The following is a 21701-nucleotide window of genomic DNA, read 5'->3' on the forward strand; positions in this document are numbered from 1 at the left end:
GGCTAACCGTCGTGACCACCGCGCTGGGAGAAGACCGCGCCGCGACCGTCGGCGCGGGGGTCGCCGGCGGCGTCGACCACGCCGTTGCGGAGGCGGGCCACCTGGACGTGGCCGGAGTTGTCGTGGCGGTGCGGTGTGGTCTCCACGGCGAGGCCCAGATTTCCGGCCGCGTGGGCGAGCGGGTCCGAGCCGGGCGTCCCGGGTTCGAGTAGGAGCGTGTCGACCTCCCGGTCGATCTCCTGCGAACCGATCACCCAGCGCGGCCGGGCGACGAGCGCGGCCAGGTCGTCGGCGTCGAGCACGTCCGCGGCGACCTGAGCCAGGATCCACGCTTGCGATCGGCCACCCATGCAACCCAGTGCCACCACCGCGTCGGGCGTGACGGCCAGCGACGGACACAGCGTGTGCGGCGGACGCACACCCGGCCGGACCCGCCCGGGATGCCCGGTCTGCAGCGTGAACGACGCGCCCCGGTTGTGCAGCACCACACCGGTCTCCGGCTCCAACAGCCCCGCGCCGAAGCTCTGGAACACGCTCTGAATCAGCGTCACCGCTGTACCGTCGGCACCCACCGCGGTCACCGCCACCGTGTCTCCCCACGGCTTCGGCGCCACCACGGCCTCAACCGCAACCCCGCTCGTCCGGAGGCGGAGGGCGTCGACGTCGATCGGGCCGCCGCGGGGGTCGCCGAGCAACGAGTCGCGGGCCGCCCGGGCCCGATAGGCGTCGCCGAGAGGGTCGGACGAGCCCAGGATCGCCAGCAGGGTGGCGCCCTGGGTGGGCGGCGGGGCCGCGTACCAGGTGGCCCCGTCCACCGTCGTCGAGAGCGGATCGACGACCTCCGCCTCGTGCGCGGCGAGGTCCACGGCCGCGAGCGGGCTCCCCAGGCGACCCAGCCCGGCCACCAGCCTCTCCGCCAACCGCCCACGGTAGAACGACGTCCAGTCGTCGGCGACGGTCCGTAACGTCGACGCGAGAGCGGGCTGGTGCAGCACCGACCGGGGCTCGCCGGCCGCGTCGAGCAGCAGCCCGGACAACCCCGGGTCCGCTCGGACGTGCTCCCGGCGACCTTCCACGGCCCGGCGTACCCCCTCGCTGACCGCGACCCCGTTCTCGGCCAGCGCGATCGCCGGTGCCAGCAACTCGGCGAACGGCAGCCGCGCGCCGAGCGTCGCGACCCGGGCCCAGCCCGCCACCGCACCGGGCACGGTGATGGTCAACGGCCCACTGAACGGCATCCGGTCATGACCGGCGAGATCGATCCCCACCGCCGCCGCGCCGATCGACAACACCGCCCGGGTCTTCCCGTCACCGGACCGCACCCCCCGGCGGTCCACGTCGGCCGACCGCACGAGCGCGACCAGGTCGCCACCCGCCGAGCACTGGTGCGGATACACCACCGCGAGCGCGGCCGCGGCCGCCACCGCGGCGTCCACGGCGCCGCCTCCCGCCGCCACGACCGCCCGCGCGGCGTCGAGAGCGGCAGGATGCGGCGCGGCCAGCGCAACGGAAGTAGTCACGCCGGCGACTGTAATCAGATGTTGAAGCGCTGCGCCCCGTCGATCCGGATCGTCGTGCCGTTCAGGTAGTCGTTGTCGACGATCGACAGCGCGAGCCGCGCGTACTCGTCGGGGTCGCCGAGCCGCTTCGGGTTCGGGATGTTGCTGCCGAAGCGGGCCTCGGCTTCCTCCCGCGTCATCGAGCCGTACGCAGGCGTGAAGAACACCCCCGGCGCGATGCACATCACCCGCACCCCGGCCACCGCCAGGTCACGCGACGCGGTCAACGTCATGCCGATGACCCCCGCCTTCGCGGCGGAGTAATCCGACTGCCCGACCTGCCCCTCGAACCCGGCGATGCTCGCGGTCGTGATCACCACACCCCGCTGACCGGACTCCAGCGGCTCGTTCCGCGACATCGCCGCCGCGGCCTTGCTGAGCACGTGATACGTGCCGACGAGGAAGATCTCCACGGTGCGCCGGAACGTCGCGACCGGGTACGGCTCGCCGGACCGGTTCACGATCCGCTTCCCGGCCGCAGGCCCACCGTGCACGATCACGTTCGTGCGGAGCGGCCCGAGCTCCACGGCCGACGTCACCGCCGCGTCCACCGACTCCTCGCTGGTCACGTCCGTGTGCACGTAGAGCGCGTTCTCGCCCAGCTCCGCGGCGAGCGCCTTCCCCTTGTCCTCGGCGAGGTCGGCGATGACGACGCGCGCACCGGCCGCGTGAAGACGGCGCACCGTGGCCGCACCGAAGCCCCCTGCGCCACCGACGACCAGGGCAGATGATCCGGTCAGCTCCACGTGTCTCTCCTTTGAACTGGACGCTCTCCGCAGCCTACTGTTGGCTTACCGGTAAGCGCTACAGTAAGGAGGATCCGCCCAGGAGGAGAGGTTCCGCCATGGCTCAGCCCGTCATCGTCAGCGCAGCCCGGACCGCGATCGGCACCGCCCGCAAGGGAACGCTGGCGCAGACGCCCGCCGAGGACCTCGCGACAGCGATCCTGCTCGAAACCGTGCGCCGCTCCGGCGTCGACCCGGAGCGTGTCGACGACGTCATCTTCGCCGAATCGCTCTACGGCGGCGGCGATCTCGCGCGGTACGCGGCCGTCGTCGCCGGGATGACCGAGGTGCCCGGGCTCGCGGTCAACCGGCACTGCACCGGCAGCCTGTCGTCGATCGGCCTGGCTGCGGCCGGCGTCGCCAGCGGCATGGAGAAGGTCGTCGTCGCCGGGGGAGTGCAGGCGTCGTCGCTTTCCCCGCGGCTGACCCGGCGCGTTCCGGTCACTGTGGACAGAGTCGAGCCGTGGTACCCCGGCACCCACCCGAACACGGCCGAGGCGCCGAACACGGACATGTCGATCACCGTCGGGTGGAACACCGCGCAGGAGTTCGGGCTCTCGCGTGAGGACATGGACGCGTGGGCGCTGCGGTCGCACCAGCGTGCGGTCGCGGCGATCGACGCCGGCAAGTTCGTCGACGAGATCGTGCCGATCAAGGTCGCCACGCTCGACGGGTCGGTCGTCGAGTTCGCCGTCGACGAGCACCCGCGGCGCGACACCAGCGCCGAGCGGCTGGCGTCGCTGAAGGTGTTGCACCCGGAGATCGAGGGGTTCTCGATCACCGCGGGCAACGCGAGCGGCACGAACGACGCCGCGGCCGCGGTCACCGTGGCCGGTGCCGACTCAGGGCTCGAGGCGCTCGCGACAGTGCGGGCGTGGGTGTCGGTCGGTGTCGACCCGAAGCGCACGGGCGCGGGTGCGTTGTCCGCGATCTCGAAGGTGCTGGACCGCGCCGGTCTGTCGACCGGCGACGTCGCGCTGTGGGAGATCAACGAGGCCTTCGCCTCGGTTCCCGTCGCGGCCTGCAAACACTTCGATTTGGACGAGGAACGCGTGAACTTCTCGGGCAGCGGCTGCAGCCTGGGACACCCGATCGCCGCGTCGGGCGCGCGTATGGTCACCACGCTCGTGCACGAACTTCGCCGCACCGGCGGTGGCATCGGCGTCGCCGCGATGTGCGCCGGTGGCGGCCAGGGCGGCGCCCTCGTCATCGAGGTCTAGCGCCGGCGGCGGACCGGACCCGTGGGCGCGGCGCCCGCGCCCGTCGGGGTTCGACACGCGCCTACCGTCGACGATGGACTCGGGCTACCGCCTGGGTATATACACGCGCAGAGGGCGACCGACCCAAGCGCCGGATGGGTCGGCCGCCCTCGTCTGAACAGGCGGACTACAGGCTGAATTCGCCTGCCTTGCAACCCTCCAGGAACGCCTGCCAGGACGGGCGGCTGAACGCCAGCACCGGGCCGTGGCCCCGGTCCTTGGTGTCCCGCACGCCGATCGCTCCCACGCCGGTTCCTACTTCGACGCAGTTGCCGTTCGTGCCGCTCCTGGCAGATTTCCGCCAACGGGCTCTGTTGACGTCCAATTCAGGTTCGGGCGGTCTCATGATTCTTCTCCTCCTTCTCGGCTCCGTACTCCTGCATCGCACCGGCGATCATCTCCGCTGAAGCGGTCGGGCTCAGTGCCTGCCCTACCAAATAATCAACAACGCGTTGATACCGGTCCGTTTCCTCTTGTGTCTCCATATACAGGGCGTTGGCAGGATTCTCGCCGTAGGCGATCTCCCCGGGAGCGTCCCCGAGATGGTCGAACGACAAGAGGACGAAGGGGCCGGTCGCCGCAGCGGCGTGCGGACCGGCCGAGAAAGGAAGAACCTGAATCGTGACGTTCGGCAGCGCGCTGGCCTCGAGCAGGTGCGCCAGCTGCGCGCGCATGGCGTCCGGGTCGTCGATCGGACGCCGGAGCACTGCCTCGTCGAGGATGGCCAGCAGTTCGACCGGCCGGTCGCGCCGCAGCACTGCCTGGCGGTCCAGGCGTAACTGCACGCGCTCGTCGACGTCGGCCTCGCTCAGACCGGCACCGGGAGCACCGGCGAGGATCACGGCGCGGGCGTAGCCCGCGGTCTGCAGCAGGCCGGGCACCACAGTGGACTCGAACGTGACGACGCGCCGCGCGTCGCGCTCGAGGTCGAGGAACATGCCGAACTGGTACGTCGCGAACCACGACAGGCGCTGGGTGACGCCCGCGCTTCCGGCATCCTGGGCCAACCGCACGAGTTGGTTCTTCGTGTCTTCGTCGACGCCGTACGCGTCGCACAGCCCACGGATCTCGTGTGCCCGGAGCTTTCGTTTCCCACCGGCCAACCAGCGGGCGACCGTGGACCCGTCGACCCCCACCTCGGTGCCGATCACATCGGTGGAACGCCCGTCGGCTTTGTGGAGGCGCTGCAGAGTCGAGAGGAGCATGCGCCGCGCGAGCGTGGGGCTGACTTCGTCCACGAAAGACGTCCCTTCGGGTTAGGCGTCCCGTTGCAGTCTTGCATTCTGGGACCGCGTTTTGCGTACGAGAACTGGTATTGCGTCGGAGCAGTTTGAGTCTTGCGCTCTGTAGATTTGCCGTTCATTCTCAGGACACGGTCCAGCCCCGTGAACACCGGAACGGTCGATACCGTTCAACGAGTGTCTGATATGGACAGTGGGAGCGTGCGTCGATGGGTGCCTGGCACCGCAGTTACGTCCGGGACGACGTAGTGACCGCGCGGGCTCTGATCGCCGAGCACGTGATCGACACGGCGAACCCGGGATACTGCTGGTCGGCCACGCACGTCTATCCCGGCGACTGGCCGTGTTACCGCCGTAGCTGGGCCGAGCTCGTGCTCCAGGCCGAGGCGCGCGGTGAGATCGGCTCCGACGAGGAGCTGCGCGAACCGGCCTGACGGCCGGCGGGATCGCGGAAACCGGCCTGACGGCCGGCGGGATCGCGGAAACCGGCCTGACGGCCGGCGGGATCGCGGAAGCCGGCCCGACGGCCGGTCAGATCGCAACAGAGGCGGGTGACAGGTAGCTCCGTTCGGGGCGGGACGGGGCTACCTGCTCACCGTTACTTTCCGAGCGAGTCGCAACCGCTCTCGTCGGGGAGCAGCGGACGGAACGACACCGACCACTGCTTGCCGTCGTACGTCCACGGCGTCTGCACGTTCGCGGACTCGGCGTCGGTGAGCACCTTCGCCAGTGCGTCGCCGGTCGTGGTGACGCAGTGCAGGTCGGCCGGGCCCACCACCGGGCCGGGCAGCGCGGCGCCGCGCCAGGCGCGGGCGGGCGGCGGGGTCTCCTCGCCGGGGGCCGTGTAGGCGCTGACGATCGTGGCGACCGACGACGGCGCGTACGACGTCTCGTCGCCGCCCCGCGGCTGCCGGAGCGTGCCGAGCAGCGTCCGCATCCGGTCGCGGGCCTCCCGCTGGGCCGCGGTCAGCGCGGGGTCCTCTTCACGGGTCTCGCTCAGCGCGTAGACCTCGCTGGTGACCTTCTTGCCATCCTCGACGAGAGTGAACCGGGTCGTGGTCGCGTCGGCCAGGCCGGGCTGCCCGTAGTCGGTGCTCGTCCCGACGCCTGCCTCGCGCGCCTTGCTGACCAGATCGTCGACCTTGCTCTGGGGCAGTGTCTTGACCTGCAGGTTCGGCAGGGCAGGCGCCGGATAGATCGTCACCTGCGGGCCCTCGGTGATCACGCGGCCGTCGGCGTAGATGCTCACCATCGGGATCCGGCTGTAGGTCCAGCTCGGGGGCGTGAACCCGCCGACGGCCTCGACCCGCAGCACGAGCTCGTCGGAGGGCGCCGGGCTCTCCGAGGCGCCCACCTCGGCGGTGGCGACGGTCCCGCAGCCCGAGGCAACGAGCACCGTTCCGAGCAGTGCTGACCGAAAAATCCGCTTCGCAACCATGATGATGAGACGGTAGCGCGCGCGGATCGGTTCCCTGCGCAGGCCGCTTCATAGCCGGGCGAGTGTCGCCGTGGTGCACGTGGCCAGGACACCCAGGCCCAGCGGCAGCAGCGTCAGGTTGACGGCGGTCAGCACGGTCCAGCCGCCGACCTGCGTCAGTACGGTAGGCGTCGATCAGCACACCGGCAGGCCCGGCACCGCTCGCCGCCAGCGTCAGCTGATCCAGATCACCGCGCCCGCCGGCGCGGCCATCACGGCCCGCTTGAGGACCTTCAGCGTTGCGTTGCAGCCGTACCCATCATGATCGTCAGCGCCTGCTTGCCGTGCGCGCCGGAGCCCTGGAACAGCCGGTGGAGGTCACGCGGGGAGCAGCTCCGCCAGTGCTACGGCCGGATCGGGGTACGCGCTGAGTAGCGCGGCCACTGCTGGGTCGGGGCCACCCGGCGCGCCGGGATCGGGCCAGGCCGGTTCGAGGCCCAGCACCGCGGCCAGGGCGTCGGTGGTGGTGGGGTGGGCGGTGAGTAGGTCGGCGACCGGGCCGCCGGCGACCGGCGCGGGGGCCGATCGGGGTGCGGTTGGTGCTTCCCAGGGTGGGGTGAACGCGTCGAGCGCGGGGAGGGTGCCCGGGAACGTGCGGCCCGCCTCGCGGACCAGTGTCGGCACGAGTTCGCCCGCCTGCTCGCGGAGCGTCGTGATCAGCGACGGCAACCAGGGCAGCAGCACCGGGTCGGGCAGCCGCCCGAACGCCTTCGAGAGCACCTCGACGACGAACGGCGCCAGGTTCGGCACGGGCTCGAGCGCCTGCACGAACCCGCTCAGGTACTGCGGGAACGCCGGGAGTACCAGCGGGTTGTCGAGCAGCTCGTCGCAGCGGGTGCGCAGCTCCGCCCGGGTCAGCGCGCCGAGCTGGACCTTCGCTGCCCAGACCAGCGCGAGCTTCGACGGTGCCTCGGGATGCGACTGCGCCACGGCCAGCTCCAACTGGGCCCGGTCACAGCCGAGCGTCAACGCCAGGCTCTCCAGGCTGAACAGGAACCCCAGCATCGCCGCGACCTGCCGCACACCGGTCTGCTCGTCCACGAACACGGTGGGCAGCAGCGTGCAGTAGTGCGCGTATCCGGCGGTGACGAACTGCTCGCACCACTGGGGCAGGTCGGGTTCCGTGGCCCGGTAGTGCGCCAGTAGACGCCGGATCCGACGCAGCACCGCCGGAGCGTCGTCGACGGTGCGTTCGGCAGCGAGCAACTCGACCGCGCGGGCGCCGAGTTCGTTCACGAACGTCGGGCTGTCGAGGTAGAGGATCGCGTCCTCGACCGCTGCCAGCGCGGTGGCCGCCGTGGCCTCGGGCGCCCGGACGGCCTGGCGCAGCCGCTGTTCGAGCACCTGCTCGATCGCGACGCCCTCGTAGCCGAGTTCGATCAGCTCACGCTGGTGCTTGCCGATCGCGAGGTCCCAGCTCTCCTGCAGCGGGGCGCTTTCCCCCAGCCGGCGCTCACCCATGATCGGGCGGACGGCGCCGGACGGAAGCAGGTAACGCAGGCGCCAGAGCAGCCGGGACGCCGGTGCGAGCTCCGGGCGGGCGCCCAGATCCAGCAGCGCCCGCTGGACCGTGCGCGCCTCCAGGTTGAGGTCGAGCGGCTCCAACCGGTCGTAGACGTCCCGGGCCAGCGGCGGCAGCGAGTAGTACCCCACGCTGCCGATACGGTCACCGCCGAGCAGGATCTCGCAGAGCCGCTGGACGTCGCGACGCCCCGGCACGCTGTCCTTCTCGATGCACGTGATCGCGGCGTCCTGGAAGTCGTACGGCGTCGGGCGGGCGCGGCCGCGCATCCCGGCCAGCAGGATCGACGTCTCGAAGATCGCGATCGCGTCGGCGGTGCTGGACAGGTAACCGTTGCGGCGGGCCAGGCGCACGATGTCGACGCACCAGCCGAGCAGTTCGGCCTCGTCGCGGTCGTCGAGCTTCGGTGGTTGCGAGAGGAAGCCGGAGAGCTTGTCGACGGTGGTCGGGGGCTTCGCGCGGCGCAGCGCGATCTCGGTCTGAGCGGGGGTGGGAGGGCTCGCCGCGAGCTTCTTGTCGGCGAGGGCCCGCTCGGAGCGGGCGCCCTTGCCGCCGAGCGTGAACGGCTTCGCGCCGGTCTTCGAGACCGACTTCTGCCAGGTGGCCGCCGCGATCGACACCGAGCCCGGTGCCAGACCGAACTGGGACTCGATCGCGGAGTGGCTGGACGGGATCAGGCCGTAGAGCCACTTGGTGGCGGTGCGTTCGGTGATCGTGAAGTCGGTGGGTGCGGCATCGACGCCGAACTCCTCGACGCGGCTCGCGGCGTGGAACGCGCCGCAGATGTAGAGGGCACGGGACCGGTCGGTGCCCGTGCGCGCCAAGTGCTCGCGCATGCGCGTCCACATGTAGCGTTCGCGGTCCTCGTCCCGGTCGTGCTTCGCGGCGTCGGGCGGGCGGAGTCGGCGGAACAGGCTGCCGATGAGGACCATCACCTGGCGGTAGGTGTCGTAGTCGGCGCCGACCAGGGGTTGCTCGACGTACTGGTCCCACCATTCGGACCAGTGCCGGACCTTGCCGTGGTGCAGCAGGTGTTCTTCGAGTTCGGCGAAGCCGGGGCGGAGGTCGCCGATTTCGAGGCCTACGGCGTCGCCGTGGAGGCTTTCCTCGTTGTGTTCCGGGGACTTCGGCGCTCGTGGGAGCCACTGGAAGACGTGGTCGGTGGACCGGTCGACGAGTACGAGCTCGACGCCCGGCGTCTCGAGGGCGTAGGCGATCGCCTGGTACTCGGCCGAGGCAGCGGTGATCGGCGCGACAATCGAGAGCGGTGCCCAGTTTTCCGGGTGGCCGTCCAGTTCCGATGCGAAGGCCTGCAGCGCGACCGGGAGCTTGCAGTTGCGCAGCTCGATGAGGAGGGGTTGGAGGTCTTCGCAGAGCTCCAGGTAGATCACCCGGGGCTGTTTCTTGCGCAGCCGCTGCACCATCGCCAGGGCGGACGCCGGCGAGTGGTGGCACACGGGAAAGATCTCCAACGGCTCCCGCAACGCCCGATCGACGTCATCCACGAGCCCCGTGAGGATCCCGCCGAGGTCGCCGCGACTGCCGGCGAAGGCCTCCGCAGCCCCGGTGAGCTGGTCACGAAGCGACGCGAACGCCCCGCCCGCGCCGCCACCGGCTGCCGCCCCGCCCGCGGCGCCACCGGCTGCCGCGCCGCCCGCGGCGACGACGGCGACCGCGCTGTCCGCGGCAGCGGCGTCCGCGGACGCGGCGCCTGCGGCGGCGGACGGGACAGCGGCGGCGGACGGGACAGCGGCGGCGGGCTCCACGGTCGGGTGGGTGTCGGGAGTGGGGGTCACGAGAGGGTCGCTATCGCCTCGCGGCCGCCCTCGAGGAAGCCTGTCCACTCGCCGGCGTCGGACTTGCTGCGTTTCTCGACGGTGCCGTGCCAGTACTTGTTGAGGATCGCGAGGTCCTCGGGGCTACGCCGGGCCAGCGAACCGACGAGCGACCGGGCGAGCGTCTCGGACCGCAGCGAGCGGTCACCGAAGAACTGGCTGTGCAGGATCGCGTCCTCCAGCACGCCGATCTGCTCGGCCGTGGACAGCGACGACTCGAGCTTCTCGTCGTCGCTGGTGGCCGAGGCTGCCGCGGCACGTAGATCGGCGAAGCTCTGCAGCAGGATGTCGAGCAGCGTCGGCGGGACGTCGAGCTCGATCTCGTGCCGCCGCAAGAGCTCCACCGTGCGGAACCGAACGATCTCCGCCTCGCTCTTCTTGTTCGTCACGACCGGGATCCGCACGAAGTTGAACCGCCGCTTCAACGCCGACGACAGGTCGTTGACCCCCCGGTCACGACTGTTCGCGGTCGCGATGATCGAGAACCCGGGCTGCGCGAAAACAATACTGTTCGAGTCGACCGTGTCCCCAGCCAACTCCGGAATCGACACGTACTTCTCCGACAGGATCGAGATCAGCGCGTCCTGCACGTCGGAAGTCGTGCGCGTGAGCTCCTCGAACCGCCCGATCACCCCGCGCTGCATCGCGGTCATGATCGGCGACGGGATCAGCGACTCGGGCGACTGCCCCTTCGCGATCACCTGCGACACGTTCCACGAGTACTTGATGTGGTCCTCGGTGGTGCCGGCTGTTCCCTGCACGACCAGCGTCGAATTGCGCGAGATCGCCGCCGCGAGCAACTCGGCGAGCCAGCTCTTGCCGGTACCGGGGTCCCCGATCAGCAGCAACCCGCGGTCGGACGCCAGCGTCACGATGCTGCGCTCGACGAAACTGCGGTCACCGAACCACTTCTGCGCGACCGGCCGGTCGAGCCCGTCGGCCCGCTCGGCGCCCAGGACGAACAGCCGCACCATCTTTGGCGAGAGCCGCCACGAGAACGGCTTCGGGCCGTCGTCGATCGATTCGAGCCAGTCGAGCTCCTCCGCGTACTTGACCTCGGCGGGGGCGCGGAGCATGTCGTTCATCTGTCGAGGCCCTTCAGGTGAGGAAGTTCTTGAGCTCGAACACGAGCTTGTCGATCCGCCCCGACACGACCGGCGTGCCGAGGTTCTTGAAGCGGTCGCGGAACCACGGGTTGACCTGCTGACTGCCGGAGCTGGTGACCGACCCGACCGGGATGAACTTCACACCGGACCGGTGGACGGCCTGGATGCCCTCGAACAGGGGCTGCGAGCGGTCGAACTCGTAGAAGTCGGAGATCCACACCATCGCGGTGTTGCGCGGATCGGCGATCTTCGGCCGGGCCATCGCCATCGCGACCGGTCCGTCGTTCCCGCCGCCGAGGTTCGTGCGCAGCAGGGTCTCGAACGGGTCGTGGATCCAGGGCGTCAGGTCGATCGCGCGGGTGTCGAATGCGATCAGGTGCACGTCGACGCGGGGGAGCCCGGCGAAGATCGACGCGAGGATCGTGCAGTTCACCATCGAGTCGACCATCGACCCCGACTGGTCGACGACCACGATCAGCCGCGACGGCGTCGTCTTGCGGGCGGTCTGCCGGTAGTACAGCCGCTCGACGTAGAGGCGCTCGTCGTCCGGGTTCCAGTTGGTGAGGTTCTTCCAGATCGTGCGGTTGACGTCGAGGTTGCGGAAGACGCGCTTCGGTGGGATCGACCGGTCGATCGCACCGACGGTGGCCTTCTCCACCTGGGTGCGCAGTACTTCGGCGACCTGATCGACGTAGCGCCGGATCAGCGACTTGGCGTTGGCGAGCGCGACGCCGGACAGGTTCGATTTGTCCCGCAGGAGTTGCTCGACCAGTGACATGCTCGGCGTGAGTTTCGCGGCCAGGGTGGGGTCGGCGAGCACCTCACGCAGGGCCATCCGCTTGATCAGGTCGCCCTCGAGTTCGCCGAGCGTCTCGCCGAGGCCGTTCTCCTCGGAGCCGCCGCGGAGGCCGCCGGGTTCGTGGCCGAGCGCCCGTTCCAGCCACCCGGCGTCCTGCTGCCAGGCGGACAGCTGGCCGGCGGTGACGTTGCCGGTGCCGGTGGAGAACACGTTGAGCAGCAGCTTCGAGACGATTGCGGCGCGGCGCACCTCGGCCTCGGTGTCGCGGGTCTCCTCCTCGGGGGGCTTCATGACGCCGTCGATCTCGGTGGCGAGTTCGGGGAAGCGCTGGAGGACGGTGTCGATCGAGACGCCCGGGTCGAGCAGTTGCACCGGCAGGCCGATGTCGTCGACGACCGCCGCGCTCGCGGTCTCGAGCGTGGGCTGCTCGGCCGGATCGAACATCCGCGCGAGCATCCGCCAGTACAAAACCTGCCGCCGATTCGCATCAGCCGCGCCGCCGGCCGACCCCGCGCCGGCCGACTCCGCGCCGGCCGACTCCGCGCCGGCCGACTCCGCGCCGGCGGACTCCGCGGCGGGCGGGATGGGGGCGGTCATGTGCGGAGCAGCCGGCCCGCGCGCTCGCGGAGTACCGCGACCGTGTCACCGGCAGCCTTCACCGCCTTCGCCACCTTGGGATCGGTGGGGCCGGACGCCCAGTCACCCACGTGCATCGGCACCGGTTTGCGTTTCACCGTCGCGACGATCGCCAGCGGCTGCAGCGCCCACTGCCCGGCGTCCCACCGCAGCAGGCCCAGGCACGCGGTGGAGCCGGCGACCAGCTCCGGCGTCAGCGGGCCCAACGTCGGCAGACGATCGACGTCCAGCGCGAGGCGGTGCCCGTCGAGCACCAGGGCGTCACCGTCGACGGTGTACCCCTCGACCAGGACGGGCTCGCCGAGGCGTACCGGGTGCCGGTCGAGCGGCGGTGCCGCCGCAGCCGTCGCACCCGCGAGATGCAGACGCGCGGTGGCGAACGGGTCGGCTTCCTCGCCGGGCGCGGCCCGGTCGTCGGCCCAGACCAGGTCACCGCCGGCGAGCAGCGTCGCGTCGGTGAGTTCGATCGCGCGCCGGTCGGTCAGTGCGGCGATCAGCACCGGGTGCGCCTCGAACAGCGGCCAGATCGCCGGGCCGACGATCGTGTCGACCTTCGCGGACGCCACGCTCGTGCGCACCAGCCGGGGTGCGGTCTCGCCGCGCACCTCGAGCAGCCCGTGCACCTGCAGTTGGACGGCGGTGGCGTGCTCGGTGACGTCGACACCGAGCAGGAGGAACCGACCGGAGACGGTTGCGGCCGCACCGGCGGACCAACCGCCTGCCTGGCAGAGCAGCATCGCGCGGGACCAGAGGTCGGCCCAGCGACGCTCGGGAACCTCGTCCATCGTCGCGATCGGTGCGGAACCGCGGAGCTCAGCCGCGAGGCCGTCGATCAGCACCGCCAAGCGGCGCAACCGCGGGTCGACCAGCATGGCTTCGAGGACCTGGGAGGACGACGAGACGAGGTCGTGGTCGACGCCGCGCCAGCCGGTGATCGCCAGTTCGCGCAGCCAGGAGCGGCAACCTTCGAGCAGGCTGCGGGGAGCGTCGGGGGATCCGGCGCTGTCGGTCCACTCGGTGCGGGTGCGGCCCAGCGCGCTGTCGACGCGGTCGACGAGCCCGTCGTGCACGGCACCCAACAGGGCCGATCGCGCCGCGGCGAGCACGGTGAGCTGCTCGTCGGCGACCGAACCGGCCGCGAGCTTGGCGGCGGCCTCGGCGGCACGCTCGCCCAGCGGTGTCACGGCGACCCCGGCGGCCAGGGCCGAAAGTGCTGCGGCTCCGTCGTCACCGAGCCGGCCGAAACCGGAGACCAGGCAGGCGTCGAAACCGGCGACCAGCTCCACGGCCTCCGGAACACCGACGGGTTCGCCGTCGACGAGCGCGGCGAGCTGCGTCGCGAGCATCAGCGCACCGCCCCGGCAGCATCGTCTGTGCGGGAAGGGAACCACTGCAGCTCGGGGAGCGGTTCGGTGGATTCGGGCAGCTCGAGGTAGGCGAGGTGCCGCAGGAAGCGGCTGAACACGGTGGCCGCCGCGGACGCCTCGTGTCCGCCGAGGTTGTGCATCAGGGCGCGCTCGTCGGGCACCTCGACGAGGTCGACGCCGAGGTACCGGCCGACCCGCTCGTAGCCGTACTGGAGCACCGCTTCGTCGGCCAGCGACAGCAGGTGCTTGCACGGGTGGCCGCGCAGACCGCCGCAGGGCCGGTTGTTGTTCGTGCTGCAGTGGTAGGTGAGCGTGCCGGCGACGATCGACGAGACGTACACCCGCTCGATGTCGGAGCCGCTCGACACGACGCCCTGCAACCGGCCGTCGGCCAGCTCCACGAACGGAACCTTGGCCAGCTTCCGCGGCCGGACGGGCGGGAGAACCCTTGCTGTACTTCGGGCTTGCACGAGGGGTGACCTCCGTTGTTGCTCGGAGCCGGGGGCACCTCAGTTCCTATCGCACGCCTGCGACAGTTTCGCGAGTGGCTGGTGTGATCCCAAAGAAAGCTTTGACTTCTTGGAAAGCCAAAGATACCTTTGACGTATGGAGCTGACCGACCCCCGGGCGATCCGCGCGCTGACGCACCCCCTGCGCCTCGATCTGCTCGAGACGCTGGCGGCGCACGGCCCGTCGACCGCCGCGGAGTGCGGGCGTTACCTCGACACCCCGCAGGCCAACTGCTCGTTCCACCTCCGGCAGCTGGCCAAGTACGGCTTCATCGAGGACGGCGGGCCGGGGGACGACAAGCGGCAGCGGCGGTGGCGCCTCCCGGACGCCGCGCCCACCATTCGGGTCGGGTCGGAACACGATCCCGTCGTCCGGCACGAGCTCGAGCGCCTGGTGGTGGAGCGCGAGATGCGGTCCATTCTGGACGCCACCGACACCGCGTACGGCGGTCCGGTCAGCGCACTGGCGGTGGTCACGCCGGAGGAAGCCGCGGAACTGCGTCGCGCGTGGCTGGACCTGCTCGCGCCCTATCTCGCCCGTAAAGCCGCCGGGCCCGAGCAGCGGCACGTCCGATTCTTCCTGGCAGCGACCCCGCTGCCGGATCCCGCCGTCGAAGGGGAGTCCGATGACTGAGACGCCGATCCAGGTGACAGCCCACGACGAGCACACGGTGATCCTGCGCCAGTGCAAGTCGGTCCACTACGAAGCGCCGTTCCTGTACCTGCTGTTCGGCGAGGAGCGTGCGCTGTTACTCGACACCGGCGCCACGGAGGACCCGGCGCTGTTCCCCCTGCGGGCGACCGTCGACGGGCTGATCGACGCCTGGCTGGAGACGCACCCTCGCGCCGACTACGGGCTCGTGGTCGCGCACACCCACGGGCACTGTGACCACGTCGCGGCGGACGAGCAGTTCCGTGACCGGCCCGGTACCGTCGTCGTCGGGCGCGAACTCGACGCGGTGACGGAGTTCTTCGGCTTCGGCGCCGACTGGCCCGAGGGCTCGGTCACGTTCGATCTCGGTGGCCGCGTGCTCACGGTGCTGGGCTCGCCGGGACATCACCGGGCGTCGATCACGATCTTCGACCCGTGGACCGGCTTCCTGCTCACCGGTGACACGGTGCTGCCCGGCCGCCTCTACGTCGACGACACCGACGCCTTCCTCGCGACGATGCAGCGCCTGGTGGAGTTCGCGGCGCGGGAGCCGGTGACGTCGGTGCGGGGTTGTCACGTCGAGATGAGCCGGCGTCCGGGGAAGGACTATCCGCTCGGTGCGGTGTCGCAGCCCGACGAGCGTCCGTTGCCGATGGCGCCGGACCGGTTGGTGGCGGTGCGGGACGCGATGCTGGCGATCGGGCCGCGTCGGGGGGTGTTCCGGTACGACGACTTCATCGTCTACAACCGGCCCCCGACGCGGGACATGCTGCGGCTCCTGGTGCGAGCACGGGTGCACAAGCTCATCTCGCGGTGAGCGTGCGCAGGCGTCGCTGCCAGAACGGGGCGGTGGGCCAGCGGGTTTCGGCCGCGTAGTAGGTGGCGCGGCGGTGCAGGTAGGTGGTGGTCTCGCGGTCGAGGGCCGTTTCGTACGCCGCGAAGCGGTCCCGTTCGGGCGTGCCGGGGGCCGGCGGAACGGGACCGGTTCGGAGTGGCTCGCCGCCGAGCACCGTTTCGGCGGCGGACTTCGCGGCTCGCAGCGCCCGGACCACGCCCGTACCGGTGATCGGATCCTGGGCCATCGCCGCATCACCCACCGCGAGCCACGCCGCGTCGATCGTCGGGCGGTGGAGGCGTTGGCTGGCGGCGGAGACCACGTGGAGGTCGGTGATCCCGGCGTCGGCCAGGCGCGCCGCGGTCTCCGGGCCCAGGGTGGCGCGCCAGCGCTCCGGGGTGGTGAGGGAGGCGTCGCGGCCCAGGTCCGCGTCGGTCAGAACCATGGCGACGAGACGCCCGGCGCCGGCCGGGGCGGAGTAGCACCAGCCTTCGGGCACGGTCTCGACCAGGCCGAAGCCGCCCGGGTCGGTCGCCGGGACGAACGCGGTCACCGCGACCAGCCGATCGAACGCGATCCGCTCGGCGCCCAGTTGGCGGCCGATGCGGGCGGTGCGGCCCGTGGCGTCGACCAGCGTCGTTGCGGTTGTGGTTGCGCCTGTTGCGAGGGTGAGCGTCCAAGAAACGTCGTGGACGACGTTCAGGCAGGCCGTGTTCTCGCGGAGGTCGGCGCCGGCTGCGGCGGCCCTCTCGGCCAGGTGGCGGTCGAAGGCGGCCCGGTCGACGTACCAGCCGGTGCCGTACGGGTTGAACAGGTTGGAGTTCGCGGCGGGGCCGCCCCAGTGGCTGCGGATGCCGTAGGCCGGCTGGGCTCCGGTCAGTTCGATGCCCAGGTCGTGGAGCAGTGGGTTGATGTCGGGGGAGAGGGACTCACCTACTCGGGGGCGTTCGAAGTGTGAACGTTCGAGGAGGAGGACCCGTGCGCCGGTGCGGGCCAGGCGCAGCGCGGTGGCTGATCCGGCCGGCCCCGCGCCGACGATTGCGACGTCGTAGTTCGGCACGCCGTCATTGTCTGCCGCCGGGCAAGGTCATACCGCGAGGAGGGAGCGGCCGGCCAGGCCCAGACCTACGACCAGTACGAGGCCTGCTGTGGCCAGCGGGGCTGCGGCGGACCAGCGGGCGGCGAGGTGGGGGATGCGTTCCCAGCGGCGCCAGCGGGTGACGCGTTCCTGCAGGACGATGAGGGCTAGGCCGGCTGCGGTGAGGGCGCCGGCCATGCCCAGGCCGTAGCCGATCACCAGCAGGACGCCGAACCAGGTTCGGCCGAGGCCGATCGCGCCGAGGAGGATCACGAGCGCGGACGGGCTCGGGACCAGCCCACCCGCGATGCCGATCCCGATCAGCCCGAGCCGACTCGGCTTCGCGTCCCCGTGCGAATGCCCGTGCCCGTGCGAGTGCCCCCCGAAGAACGAGTGCGAGTGCGTGTGCCCCTCACCATGCCCGCGCGAGTGACCCGCCTCGTGCGAGTGCGAGTGCGAGTGGTCGGTCTCGTGCGTGTGCACGTGCTCGATCTCGGTTTCGTGCACGTGGGCCGTGGCGCCTGCGTGGTCGTGGGCCGCGTGCGTGTGGGTCGCGTGCTCGGCCGCGTGCGGGTGGGCCGCGCCCACGAGGGCCGGCTCGCGCTGCGGAGCGTGCTCGTGTTCCTCGCCGGCTGACCCGTGGTCGTGCGAGTGGGAGTGGGTGCGGCGGCGGTGGGCTTCGCGGAGCATGCCGATGCCTACTGCGGCCACCAGCAGGCCGCTGACCACGCCGAGGTAGCCGAGCACCATCTCGCCCACCAACCCCGCCACGGTGGTGAGCACCAACCCGAGCAGCAGCACACCGCCGGTGTGGGTGGCCGTCACCGTGGCCCCGACGACCACCGCGTCCCGTCGCCGCCCGCGGCGTCCGGCCAGGTACGCGGCCATCACGGTCTTGCCGTGACCGGGCAGCGCGGCGTGCCCGGCACCCAGCGCCAGTGCGAGCAGCACAGCCAACAACCCCACTGTCGGCGTCAGCGACTCGCGCCCCACATACGAGCGCAACACCGCGTCCGCCGATGCCGTCCATCGCGCGACGAACGACCCGTCGGTCACGGCCGGAACCTCGACCGACGACCCACTCGACGCCCCCGGCCGCACCGAGAACGACGCCGACCGCACGTCCGGCGGCGAGCTCAACAGGTCGGCGGGGTAGGCCCGCAAACCGTCGCTGACGTCCGAAACAGGCAGCGGTGAGTCCACCAGCCCGACGCCGTCCCCGACCGCGGTGATCTCCCGCCATCCGACGTGGTCGGTCCGGTAGGCGTTCCGCACGTCCACGGAAACGGCCGACCCGAGCGACGCCGGCCCGGTCAACGCACAGGTCAGGCGAGAAGTCGAAAGGCCCGCGGATCCCGGCACATACGCGAACGACGAGGACGACACGCTCCACGGCACCGCCGCGCCCCCGACCCGCACCGCGAACCCGTCAGCGAGCCCGTCGCACGAGGAGGCCGCGAACGCGGCGAGCTCCGACGGCGACGCCGTCCCGTTGCCGTCCCGGTCGACTGCGGACTTCTCCTGCAGGGTCGGCAGCTCCGCCGTGTCCACGGTGGCCGCCACGTCGACCCGGTCCGCCCGGAACGTGATCGCCTCGAGCTGGTTCACCGAGAAGTTGCCGAGCGGGTGGGCGTCCGCGGGGTCCGCCGACCACACCAGCACCACCCCCAGCGCCAACGCCACCACGAGAAAGCGGCTCAACGACGTCCGAAGGAAGTTCATGACGGAAGCTCCGCGAGGGCGCGCCGGGCCGCAGGGGCCTCGACCGGTGAGAAGTGCGGGTTCAGAGCGAGCGCGCCCGACAGGGCGCGGCGCGCCTCGGTGGGTCGGCCGAGCGCGGCCAGGATGACCCCCTGGTGGTACTGGAAACGCGCACTCCGGACGCCCAGCGCGGACGCCTTTCGGGTGTACCGGAGTGCCTCGGCGTCCCGTCCGTTGGCATGCAGTGCCTGGGCCATCGCGTCGGCGACGTCCGCGAACTGGCGCCGCTTCCACTCGCGCTGTGCGGCGGCCAGCGCCTCGGTGGGCTTGCCGCGGGCGAGGGCCAGCGAGACGGTGGTGAGGTCGTCGGAGCCGCCGTTGGCCGCGAACAGCTGGCCGGCTGCGTCGGCGAGGGCGAGCTGTTCGCCGGCCTCGGCGGTGCGGCCCGCAGCCTGCAGGAGCTCCGCGTATTCCAGCAGGTAGCCCGGGGTGGGGGAGCGCTGGGTCAGGGTCTTGTAGCTGGTGATCGCCGCGTTCAGGTTGCCGCGTGCCGTGGCGACCTTTGCGGTGCCCTGCAGGAGCGGAAGGTAGTCGGGGGAGGCGGCGAGGCCGGCCTGGTATTCGCGGGCCGCGGCGGTCAGGTCGCCGCTGTTCCAGGCGAGTTCGCCCAGTTGGTAGCGGCAGAAGGCGACGTCGGCGGGGTCGACGGCAGAGGTGAGGGCCTGGCGCATGAGTGCGGCGGCCTCGGTGTTCTTGCCGTGTTGTTCCAGGTCGTAGGAGGCGCGGGTGTAGGCGGCCAGGGCTGGCCGGAGGTCGAGCATGTGTTGCACCGCGGCGGTGGCGGCGTCGGCGTGGCCGAGTTGGGTTTCGGCGTCGGCGAGCACGCCGTAGGCGTCGGCGCTGTAGGGGTTCTGCTTCAGCGCGGCGAGGGCGTGGGTGCGGGCGGTGGCGAAGTCGTGGCGCGCGTTGGCGAGTGCACCCAAGCCGGTGAGGGCGGCCGGGTTGGGGTTCGGTCGCTCCTTCAGCGAGCGCTGGAGGGCGCCCTGGGACTTGGCGTACCAGGTCGGGTCGGCGGTGATGCGGGATTTTTCGAGGTAGGCGCCGCCGAGGGCGGCCCAGGCGACGTAGTCGTGGGGGAGGCGGCGCAGTCGTTCCTGTGTGGAGGAGATCGATGCGTCGAGTGCGGCGGAGGAGTCCCGCTTCGGTGCGGGGGCCGCCGCCTCGGGAGTGGACGGGGTGTCCCGGTGCCCGAGCACGCCGCCCACGGCGATGATCACCGCGGCGAGCGCCGCAACCACAGCGACCCCCCGCACTACCCGCCCCAACCGCCCCGCCGCGGCCGCATCCGGCGCCGAAGCGCCGCCCGCCGCATCGGCCGACGAGGCGGCGGGCGTAGCGCCCGCCGGCGTGGCGCCGGCCGCTGACGCGTCGGGGGGCGTCGGCGCCGCGGCTGCCGCTGCGACGTCCGCCGGTGGGGAGGAGTCCGCTGCGGCCGGTGAGTCGGCGGCCGGAGCGGAGGACGCCTCGGTGGCGGCCGTGCGGGTCATTCGGGTCTCCTCGCGACAGGTGCCGCCGCCCGCATGGAGCACGGGCGGCGGCACACGATCGGCCTAGAAATTCACTGTCAGCGGCGGCGTCGGCCGGCGCGTGACGGGAGCGTGGCCGTCGTCGGCCGGCGGCGGTACCAGGCAACGAACCCGGCGATCGCGCACAGGATCGCGGTGGTCGAAACCGCCGTCACCAGCGAGACCCCCGTCGGTCCGAGCCGGTCGGTCAGCGCCACGTTCTTCGTGTTCGTCGGCACGTCGGCCTGGTTCACGCCGTCCTCGTTCGGCAGCGCGACGAACGGGAACTCGTGCTGGAACCGCGCGTCGTTCGACTTGACCTTGTCGCCGTCCTTCAGCGCGTCGACGAGCTTGCCGTCCTGCGCCGCGCCCTCCATCACCTGGATGGCGATGTCGACGACGTCGTCACCGAGGCGACGGCCGTTCGGGAAGCCCTGGGTGTCGCCACCGATCACTCCGAGCACGTTCGGGTGCGGGTTGTGCTTGGTGGTGAGGTTCAGCCGGAGCATCTCCGACGCCCGGAACCGCTTGGCGTTGACGTCCTTGTTCAGCAGCTGCGAGTTGAGGTCGACGTCGATCGGGCCGTCGAGCTCCTTGTTCAGACCGGTCAGGAAGATCTCGACCAGGTCGTCACGCGGGGCGTCCGGAGCCGGGATCTTGTAGATCGCCTCGATCAGCTTCGGCAGCTCGGGGTCGGTGACACGGTCCACGACCTCCTTGATGTCGGCGTCCTTGTCCGGCGAGAGCGAGTTGAACGCGTCCTTCAGCCCCGCCGGGAGCACGACCTCGTTGACCAGCGGCTGACCCAGCCGGGACACCTGGACGGTGTCGCGGTCGAGCTTGGCCTTCGAGTCACCGGAGAGCCGGTACTTGCTGCGCTCGGTCGTCGACCAGAGACCCACGACCGGGTTCCGGTCGACCTTGTTCTTCAGCGCGATGGCCTCGTTCGGCACCTGCAGCGCGATCGTGTTGACGTTGTAGCCGGCGAGCGTGTCCTGACCGGTCTCGCTCAGGTCACCGCCGTAGAGCAGGTCGAACACGCGCAGGTCGGCGAAGAACGGGTCGTCGGCCTGACCGGCGAACGCCTTGACCTTGCCCTTCTTCTGGATCGCTTCCTTGCGCAGCTCCTTGTAGTCCGGCATCGAAGCCTTGCCGGTGAACGACGGCGCAACGGGGGCGTCGCGGAGAATCGTCTGGCTGTAACGCCGACCGCCGTCGTACGACACGTCGAGCGTGTAGACCTGTTTGAACAGCAGGTTCTCGTCGTCGAGCGACGTGACCTCGCCGTTGTTGTAGAGGAACGTGTCGTTCCCGCGCTCGTCCTGGTTCTTGAACGTCCACCGGAAGACGACGTCCGGCTTGGCGTCACCGTCGTTGTCGACGTTGATCTTGTACGCGGCGTCGGTGGCGAACGGGTAGAAGTTCGGGCCGCCGTTGGGCTCCTCGAACGGCTGGAAGTTCGCGATCAGCATCGTCGAGCCGGGGGTGTCCGGGCTGGCGAACGCGTAGAAGTCGGTGTTGTCGACCGCCGGGTCGGCAGCGATCAGCGGTGCTTCACGGTGACTCGAGCCCTGCGCGCTCCCCGGTCCGAAGCCGACCATGGCCGTCGCGAGAGCGAGTCCCGCTACGGCGAAGACGGAAGCCGCCCGGCGCGATGAAGCGATGCGCCGCGCGGAAGGTGGCAACCCCCCATCGAGGTTGCTCGTTGGTCGCTGCGGCGTGCTCGTCATCCGGAGTCCTCCACGATGGAATAACCGTGAATGCGGTCAACCGGT

18 protein-coding genes are annotated in these 21701 nt (G+C 71.0%); 4 read left to right on the forward strand and 14 right to left on the reverse strand.

The genetic code is table 11. The annotated features are described in order from the left end of the window. Positions 1-2 precede the first annotated feature (2 nt). Positions 3-1520, reverse strand: coding sequence for a gamma-glutamyltransferase (locus ACGFY5_RS21880; protein WP_392722288.1), 1518 nt, complete (start codon positions 1518-1520; stop codon positions 3-5). A gap of 14 nt (positions 1521-1534) precedes the next feature. Beyond that, positions 1535-2305, reverse strand: a complete 771-nt coding sequence (locus tag ACGFY5_RS21885) for an SDR family NAD(P)-dependent oxidoreductase (protein WP_392722289.1) — start codon at positions 2303-2305, stop codon at positions 1535-1537. 98 nt (positions 2306-2403) lie between these two features. Here ACGFY5_RS21885 and ACGFY5_RS21890 point away from each other — a divergent pair, with 98 nt between their 5' ends. Beyond that, positions 2404-3564 (forward strand): thiolase family protein, encoded by a 1161-nt coding sequence (locus ACGFY5_RS21890; protein ID WP_392722291.1) that lies wholly within the window; start codon positions 2404-2406, stop codon positions 3562-3564. A gap of 166 nt (positions 3565-3730) precedes the next feature. On the opposite strand, the gene ACGFY5_RS21895 is transcribed toward ACGFY5_RS21890, so the two are convergent. Then, positions 3731-3949 carry a DUF397 domain-containing protein gene (locus ACGFY5_RS21895; protein WP_392722293.1) on the reverse strand — a complete coding sequence of 73 codons (219 nt, stop codon included), beginning with the start codon at positions 3947-3949 and terminating at the stop codon, positions 3731-3733. Beyond that, the gene (locus ACGFY5_RS21900; RefSeq protein ID WP_392722294.1) at positions 3930-4841 is read right to left on the reverse strand and encodes a helix-turn-helix domain-containing protein; all 912 of its coding nucleotides are present in this window, start codon (positions 4839-4841) and stop codon (positions 3930-3932) included. Before ACGFY5_RS21900 ends, ACGFY5_RS21895 begins: the two co-directional genes overlap by 20 nt. Positions 4842-5053: 212 nt before the next feature. Here ACGFY5_RS21900 and ACGFY5_RS21905 point away from each other — a divergent pair, with 212 nt between their 5' ends. Then, entirely contained in the window at positions 5054-5278 is a 225-nt protein-coding gene (locus tag ACGFY5_RS21905) for a hypothetical protein (RefSeq protein ID WP_392722296.1), read from the forward strand. Between the two features lie 164 nt (positions 5279-5442). Here ACGFY5_RS21905 and ACGFY5_RS21910 read toward each other — a convergent pair whose 3' ends face one another. From ACGFY5_RS21910 to ACGFY5_RS21935, 6 genes are all read right to left on the reverse strand, one after another. Further along, positions 5443-6282: a hypothetical protein gene (locus ACGFY5_RS21910; RefSeq protein ID WP_392722298.1), complete on the reverse strand. Its 840-nt coding sequence runs from the start codon at positions 6280-6282 to the stop codon at positions 5443-5445. Between the two features lie 357 nt (positions 6283-6639). Beyond that, positions 6640-9639: a hypothetical protein gene (locus ACGFY5_RS21915; RefSeq protein WP_392722299.1), complete on the reverse strand. Its 3000-nt coding sequence runs from the start codon at positions 9637-9639 to the stop codon at positions 6640-6642. Then, a complete protein-coding gene (locus ACGFY5_RS21920) occupies positions 9636-10763 on the reverse strand; it encodes an AAA family ATPase (RefSeq protein WP_392722300.1) in 1128 nt (375 codons plus the stop codon). The genes ACGFY5_RS21915 and ACGFY5_RS21920 overlap by 4 nt, the downstream gene beginning before the upstream one ends. Before the next feature lie 13 nt (positions 10764-10776). After that, positions 10777-12180 (reverse strand): VWA domain-containing protein, encoded by a 1404-nt coding sequence (locus ACGFY5_RS21925; RefSeq protein ID WP_392722301.1) that lies wholly within the window; start codon positions 12178-12180, stop codon positions 10777-10779. Next, positions 12177-13565, reverse strand: a complete 1389-nt coding sequence (locus ACGFY5_RS21930) for a hypothetical protein (RefSeq protein WP_392722303.1) — start codon at positions 13563-13565, stop codon at positions 12177-12179. The genes ACGFY5_RS21925 and ACGFY5_RS21930 overlap by 4 nt, the downstream gene beginning before the upstream one ends. Then, positions 13565-14056 carry a hypothetical protein gene (locus ACGFY5_RS21935; protein ID WP_392722305.1) on the reverse strand — a complete coding sequence of 164 codons (492 nt, stop codon included), beginning with the start codon at positions 14054-14056 and terminating at the stop codon, positions 13565-13567. The genes ACGFY5_RS21930 and ACGFY5_RS21935 overlap by 1 nt, the downstream gene beginning before the upstream one ends. Positions 14057-14192: 136 nt before the next feature. On the opposite strand from ACGFY5_RS21935, the gene ACGFY5_RS21940 reads away from it, so the two are divergent. Together ACGFY5_RS21940 and ACGFY5_RS21945 are read left to right on the forward strand one after the other, a co-directional pair. Next, positions 14193-14729, forward strand: coding sequence for a winged helix-turn-helix domain-containing protein (locus tag ACGFY5_RS21940; protein ID WP_392722306.1), 537 nt, complete (start codon positions 14193-14195; stop codon positions 14727-14729). Beyond that, complete coding sequence (locus ACGFY5_RS21945; protein WP_392722308.1) at positions 14722-15564, forward strand: MBL fold metallo-hydrolase; 843 nt, start codon at positions 14722-14724, stop codon at positions 15562-15564. Before ACGFY5_RS21940 ends, ACGFY5_RS21945 begins: the two co-directional genes overlap by 8 nt. Here ACGFY5_RS21945 and ACGFY5_RS21950 read toward each other — a convergent pair. The 4 genes from ACGFY5_RS21950 to ACGFY5_RS21965 all read right to left on the reverse strand — a co-directional run bounded on the left by ACGFY5_RS21950 (position 15551) and on the right by ACGFY5_RS21965 (position 21656). After that, a complete protein-coding gene (locus ACGFY5_RS21950) occupies positions 15551-16642 on the reverse strand; it encodes an FAD-dependent oxidoreductase (protein WP_392722310.1) in 1092 nt (363 codons plus the stop codon). The two genes, ACGFY5_RS21945 and ACGFY5_RS21950, sit on opposite strands and share 14 nt — an antisense overlap. 27 nt (positions 16643-16669) lie before the next feature. Further along, entirely contained in the window at positions 16670-18382 is a 1713-nt protein-coding gene (locus ACGFY5_RS21955) for a High-affinity nickel-transporter (RefSeq protein WP_392722311.1), read from the reverse strand. Next, the gene (locus tag ACGFY5_RS21960; protein WP_392722313.1) at positions 18379-19908 is read right to left on the reverse strand and encodes a tetratricopeptide repeat protein; all 1530 of its coding nucleotides are present in this window, start codon (positions 19906-19908) and stop codon (positions 18379-18381) included. The genes ACGFY5_RS21955 and ACGFY5_RS21960 overlap by 4 nt, the downstream gene beginning before the upstream one ends. Positions 19909-19985: 77 nt before the next feature. After that, on the reverse strand, positions 19986-21656 hold the full coding sequence (locus ACGFY5_RS21965; RefSeq protein WP_392722315.1) for a DUF4331 domain-containing protein: 1671 nt from the start codon (positions 21654-21656) through the stop codon (positions 19986-19988). Positions 21657-21701 lie beyond the last annotated feature (45 nt).

The sequence above is a fragment of the Cryptosporangium sp. NPDC048952 genome, from assembly GCF_043197895.1.
Lineage (GTDB): Bacteria > Actinomycetota > Actinomycetes > Mycobacteriales > Cryptosporangiaceae > Cryptosporangium.

Bases quoted from the DNA above. Each gene is read 5' to 3' on its own strand.
- ACGFY5_RS21905 (WP_392722296.1), top strand. From the start codon at position 5,054: ATGGGTGCCTGGCACCGCAGTTACGTCCGGGACGACGTAGTGACCGCG.
- ACGFY5_RS21930 (WP_392722303.1), bottom strand. From the start codon at position 13,565: ATGCTCGCGACGCAGCTCGCCGCGCTCGTCGACGGCGAACCCGTCGGT.
- ACGFY5_RS21925 (WP_392722301.1), bottom strand. From the start codon at position 12,180: ATGACCGCCCCCATCCCGCCCGCCGCGGAGTCCGCCGGCGCGGAGTCG.
- ACGFY5_RS21940 (WP_392722306.1), top strand. From the start codon at position 14,193: ATGGAGCTGACCGACCCCCGGGCGATCCGCGCGCTGACGCACCCCCTG.
- ACGFY5_RS21895 (WP_392722293.1), bottom strand. From the start codon at position 3,949: ATGAGACCGCCCGAACCTGAATTGGACGTCAACAGAGCCCGTTGGCGG.
- ACGFY5_RS21955 (WP_392722311.1), bottom strand. From the start codon at position 18,382: ATGAACTTCCTTCGGACGTCGTTGAGCCGCTTTCTCGTGGTGGCGTTG.
- ACGFY5_RS21945 (WP_392722308.1), top strand. From the start codon at position 14,722: ATGACTGAGACGCCGATCCAGGTGACAGCCCACGACGAGCACACGGTG.
- ACGFY5_RS21960 (WP_392722313.1), bottom strand. From the start codon at position 19,908: ATGACCCGCACGGCCGCCACCGAGGCGTCCTCCGCTCCGGCCGCCGAC.
- ACGFY5_RS21890 (WP_392722291.1), top strand. From the start codon at position 2,404: ATGGCTCAGCCCGTCATCGTCAGCGCAGCCCGGACCGCGATCGGCACC.
- ACGFY5_RS21920 (WP_392722300.1), bottom strand. From the start codon at position 10,763: ATGAACGACATGCTCCGCGCCCCCGCCGAGGTCAAGTACGCGGAGGAG.
- ACGFY5_RS21910 (WP_392722298.1), bottom strand. From the start codon at position 6,282: ATGGTTGCGAAGCGGATTTTTCGGTCAGCACTGCTCGGAACGGTGCTC.
- ACGFY5_RS21965 (WP_392722315.1), bottom strand. From the start codon at position 21,656: ATGACGAGCACGCCGCAGCGACCAACGAGCAACCTCGATGGGGGGTTG.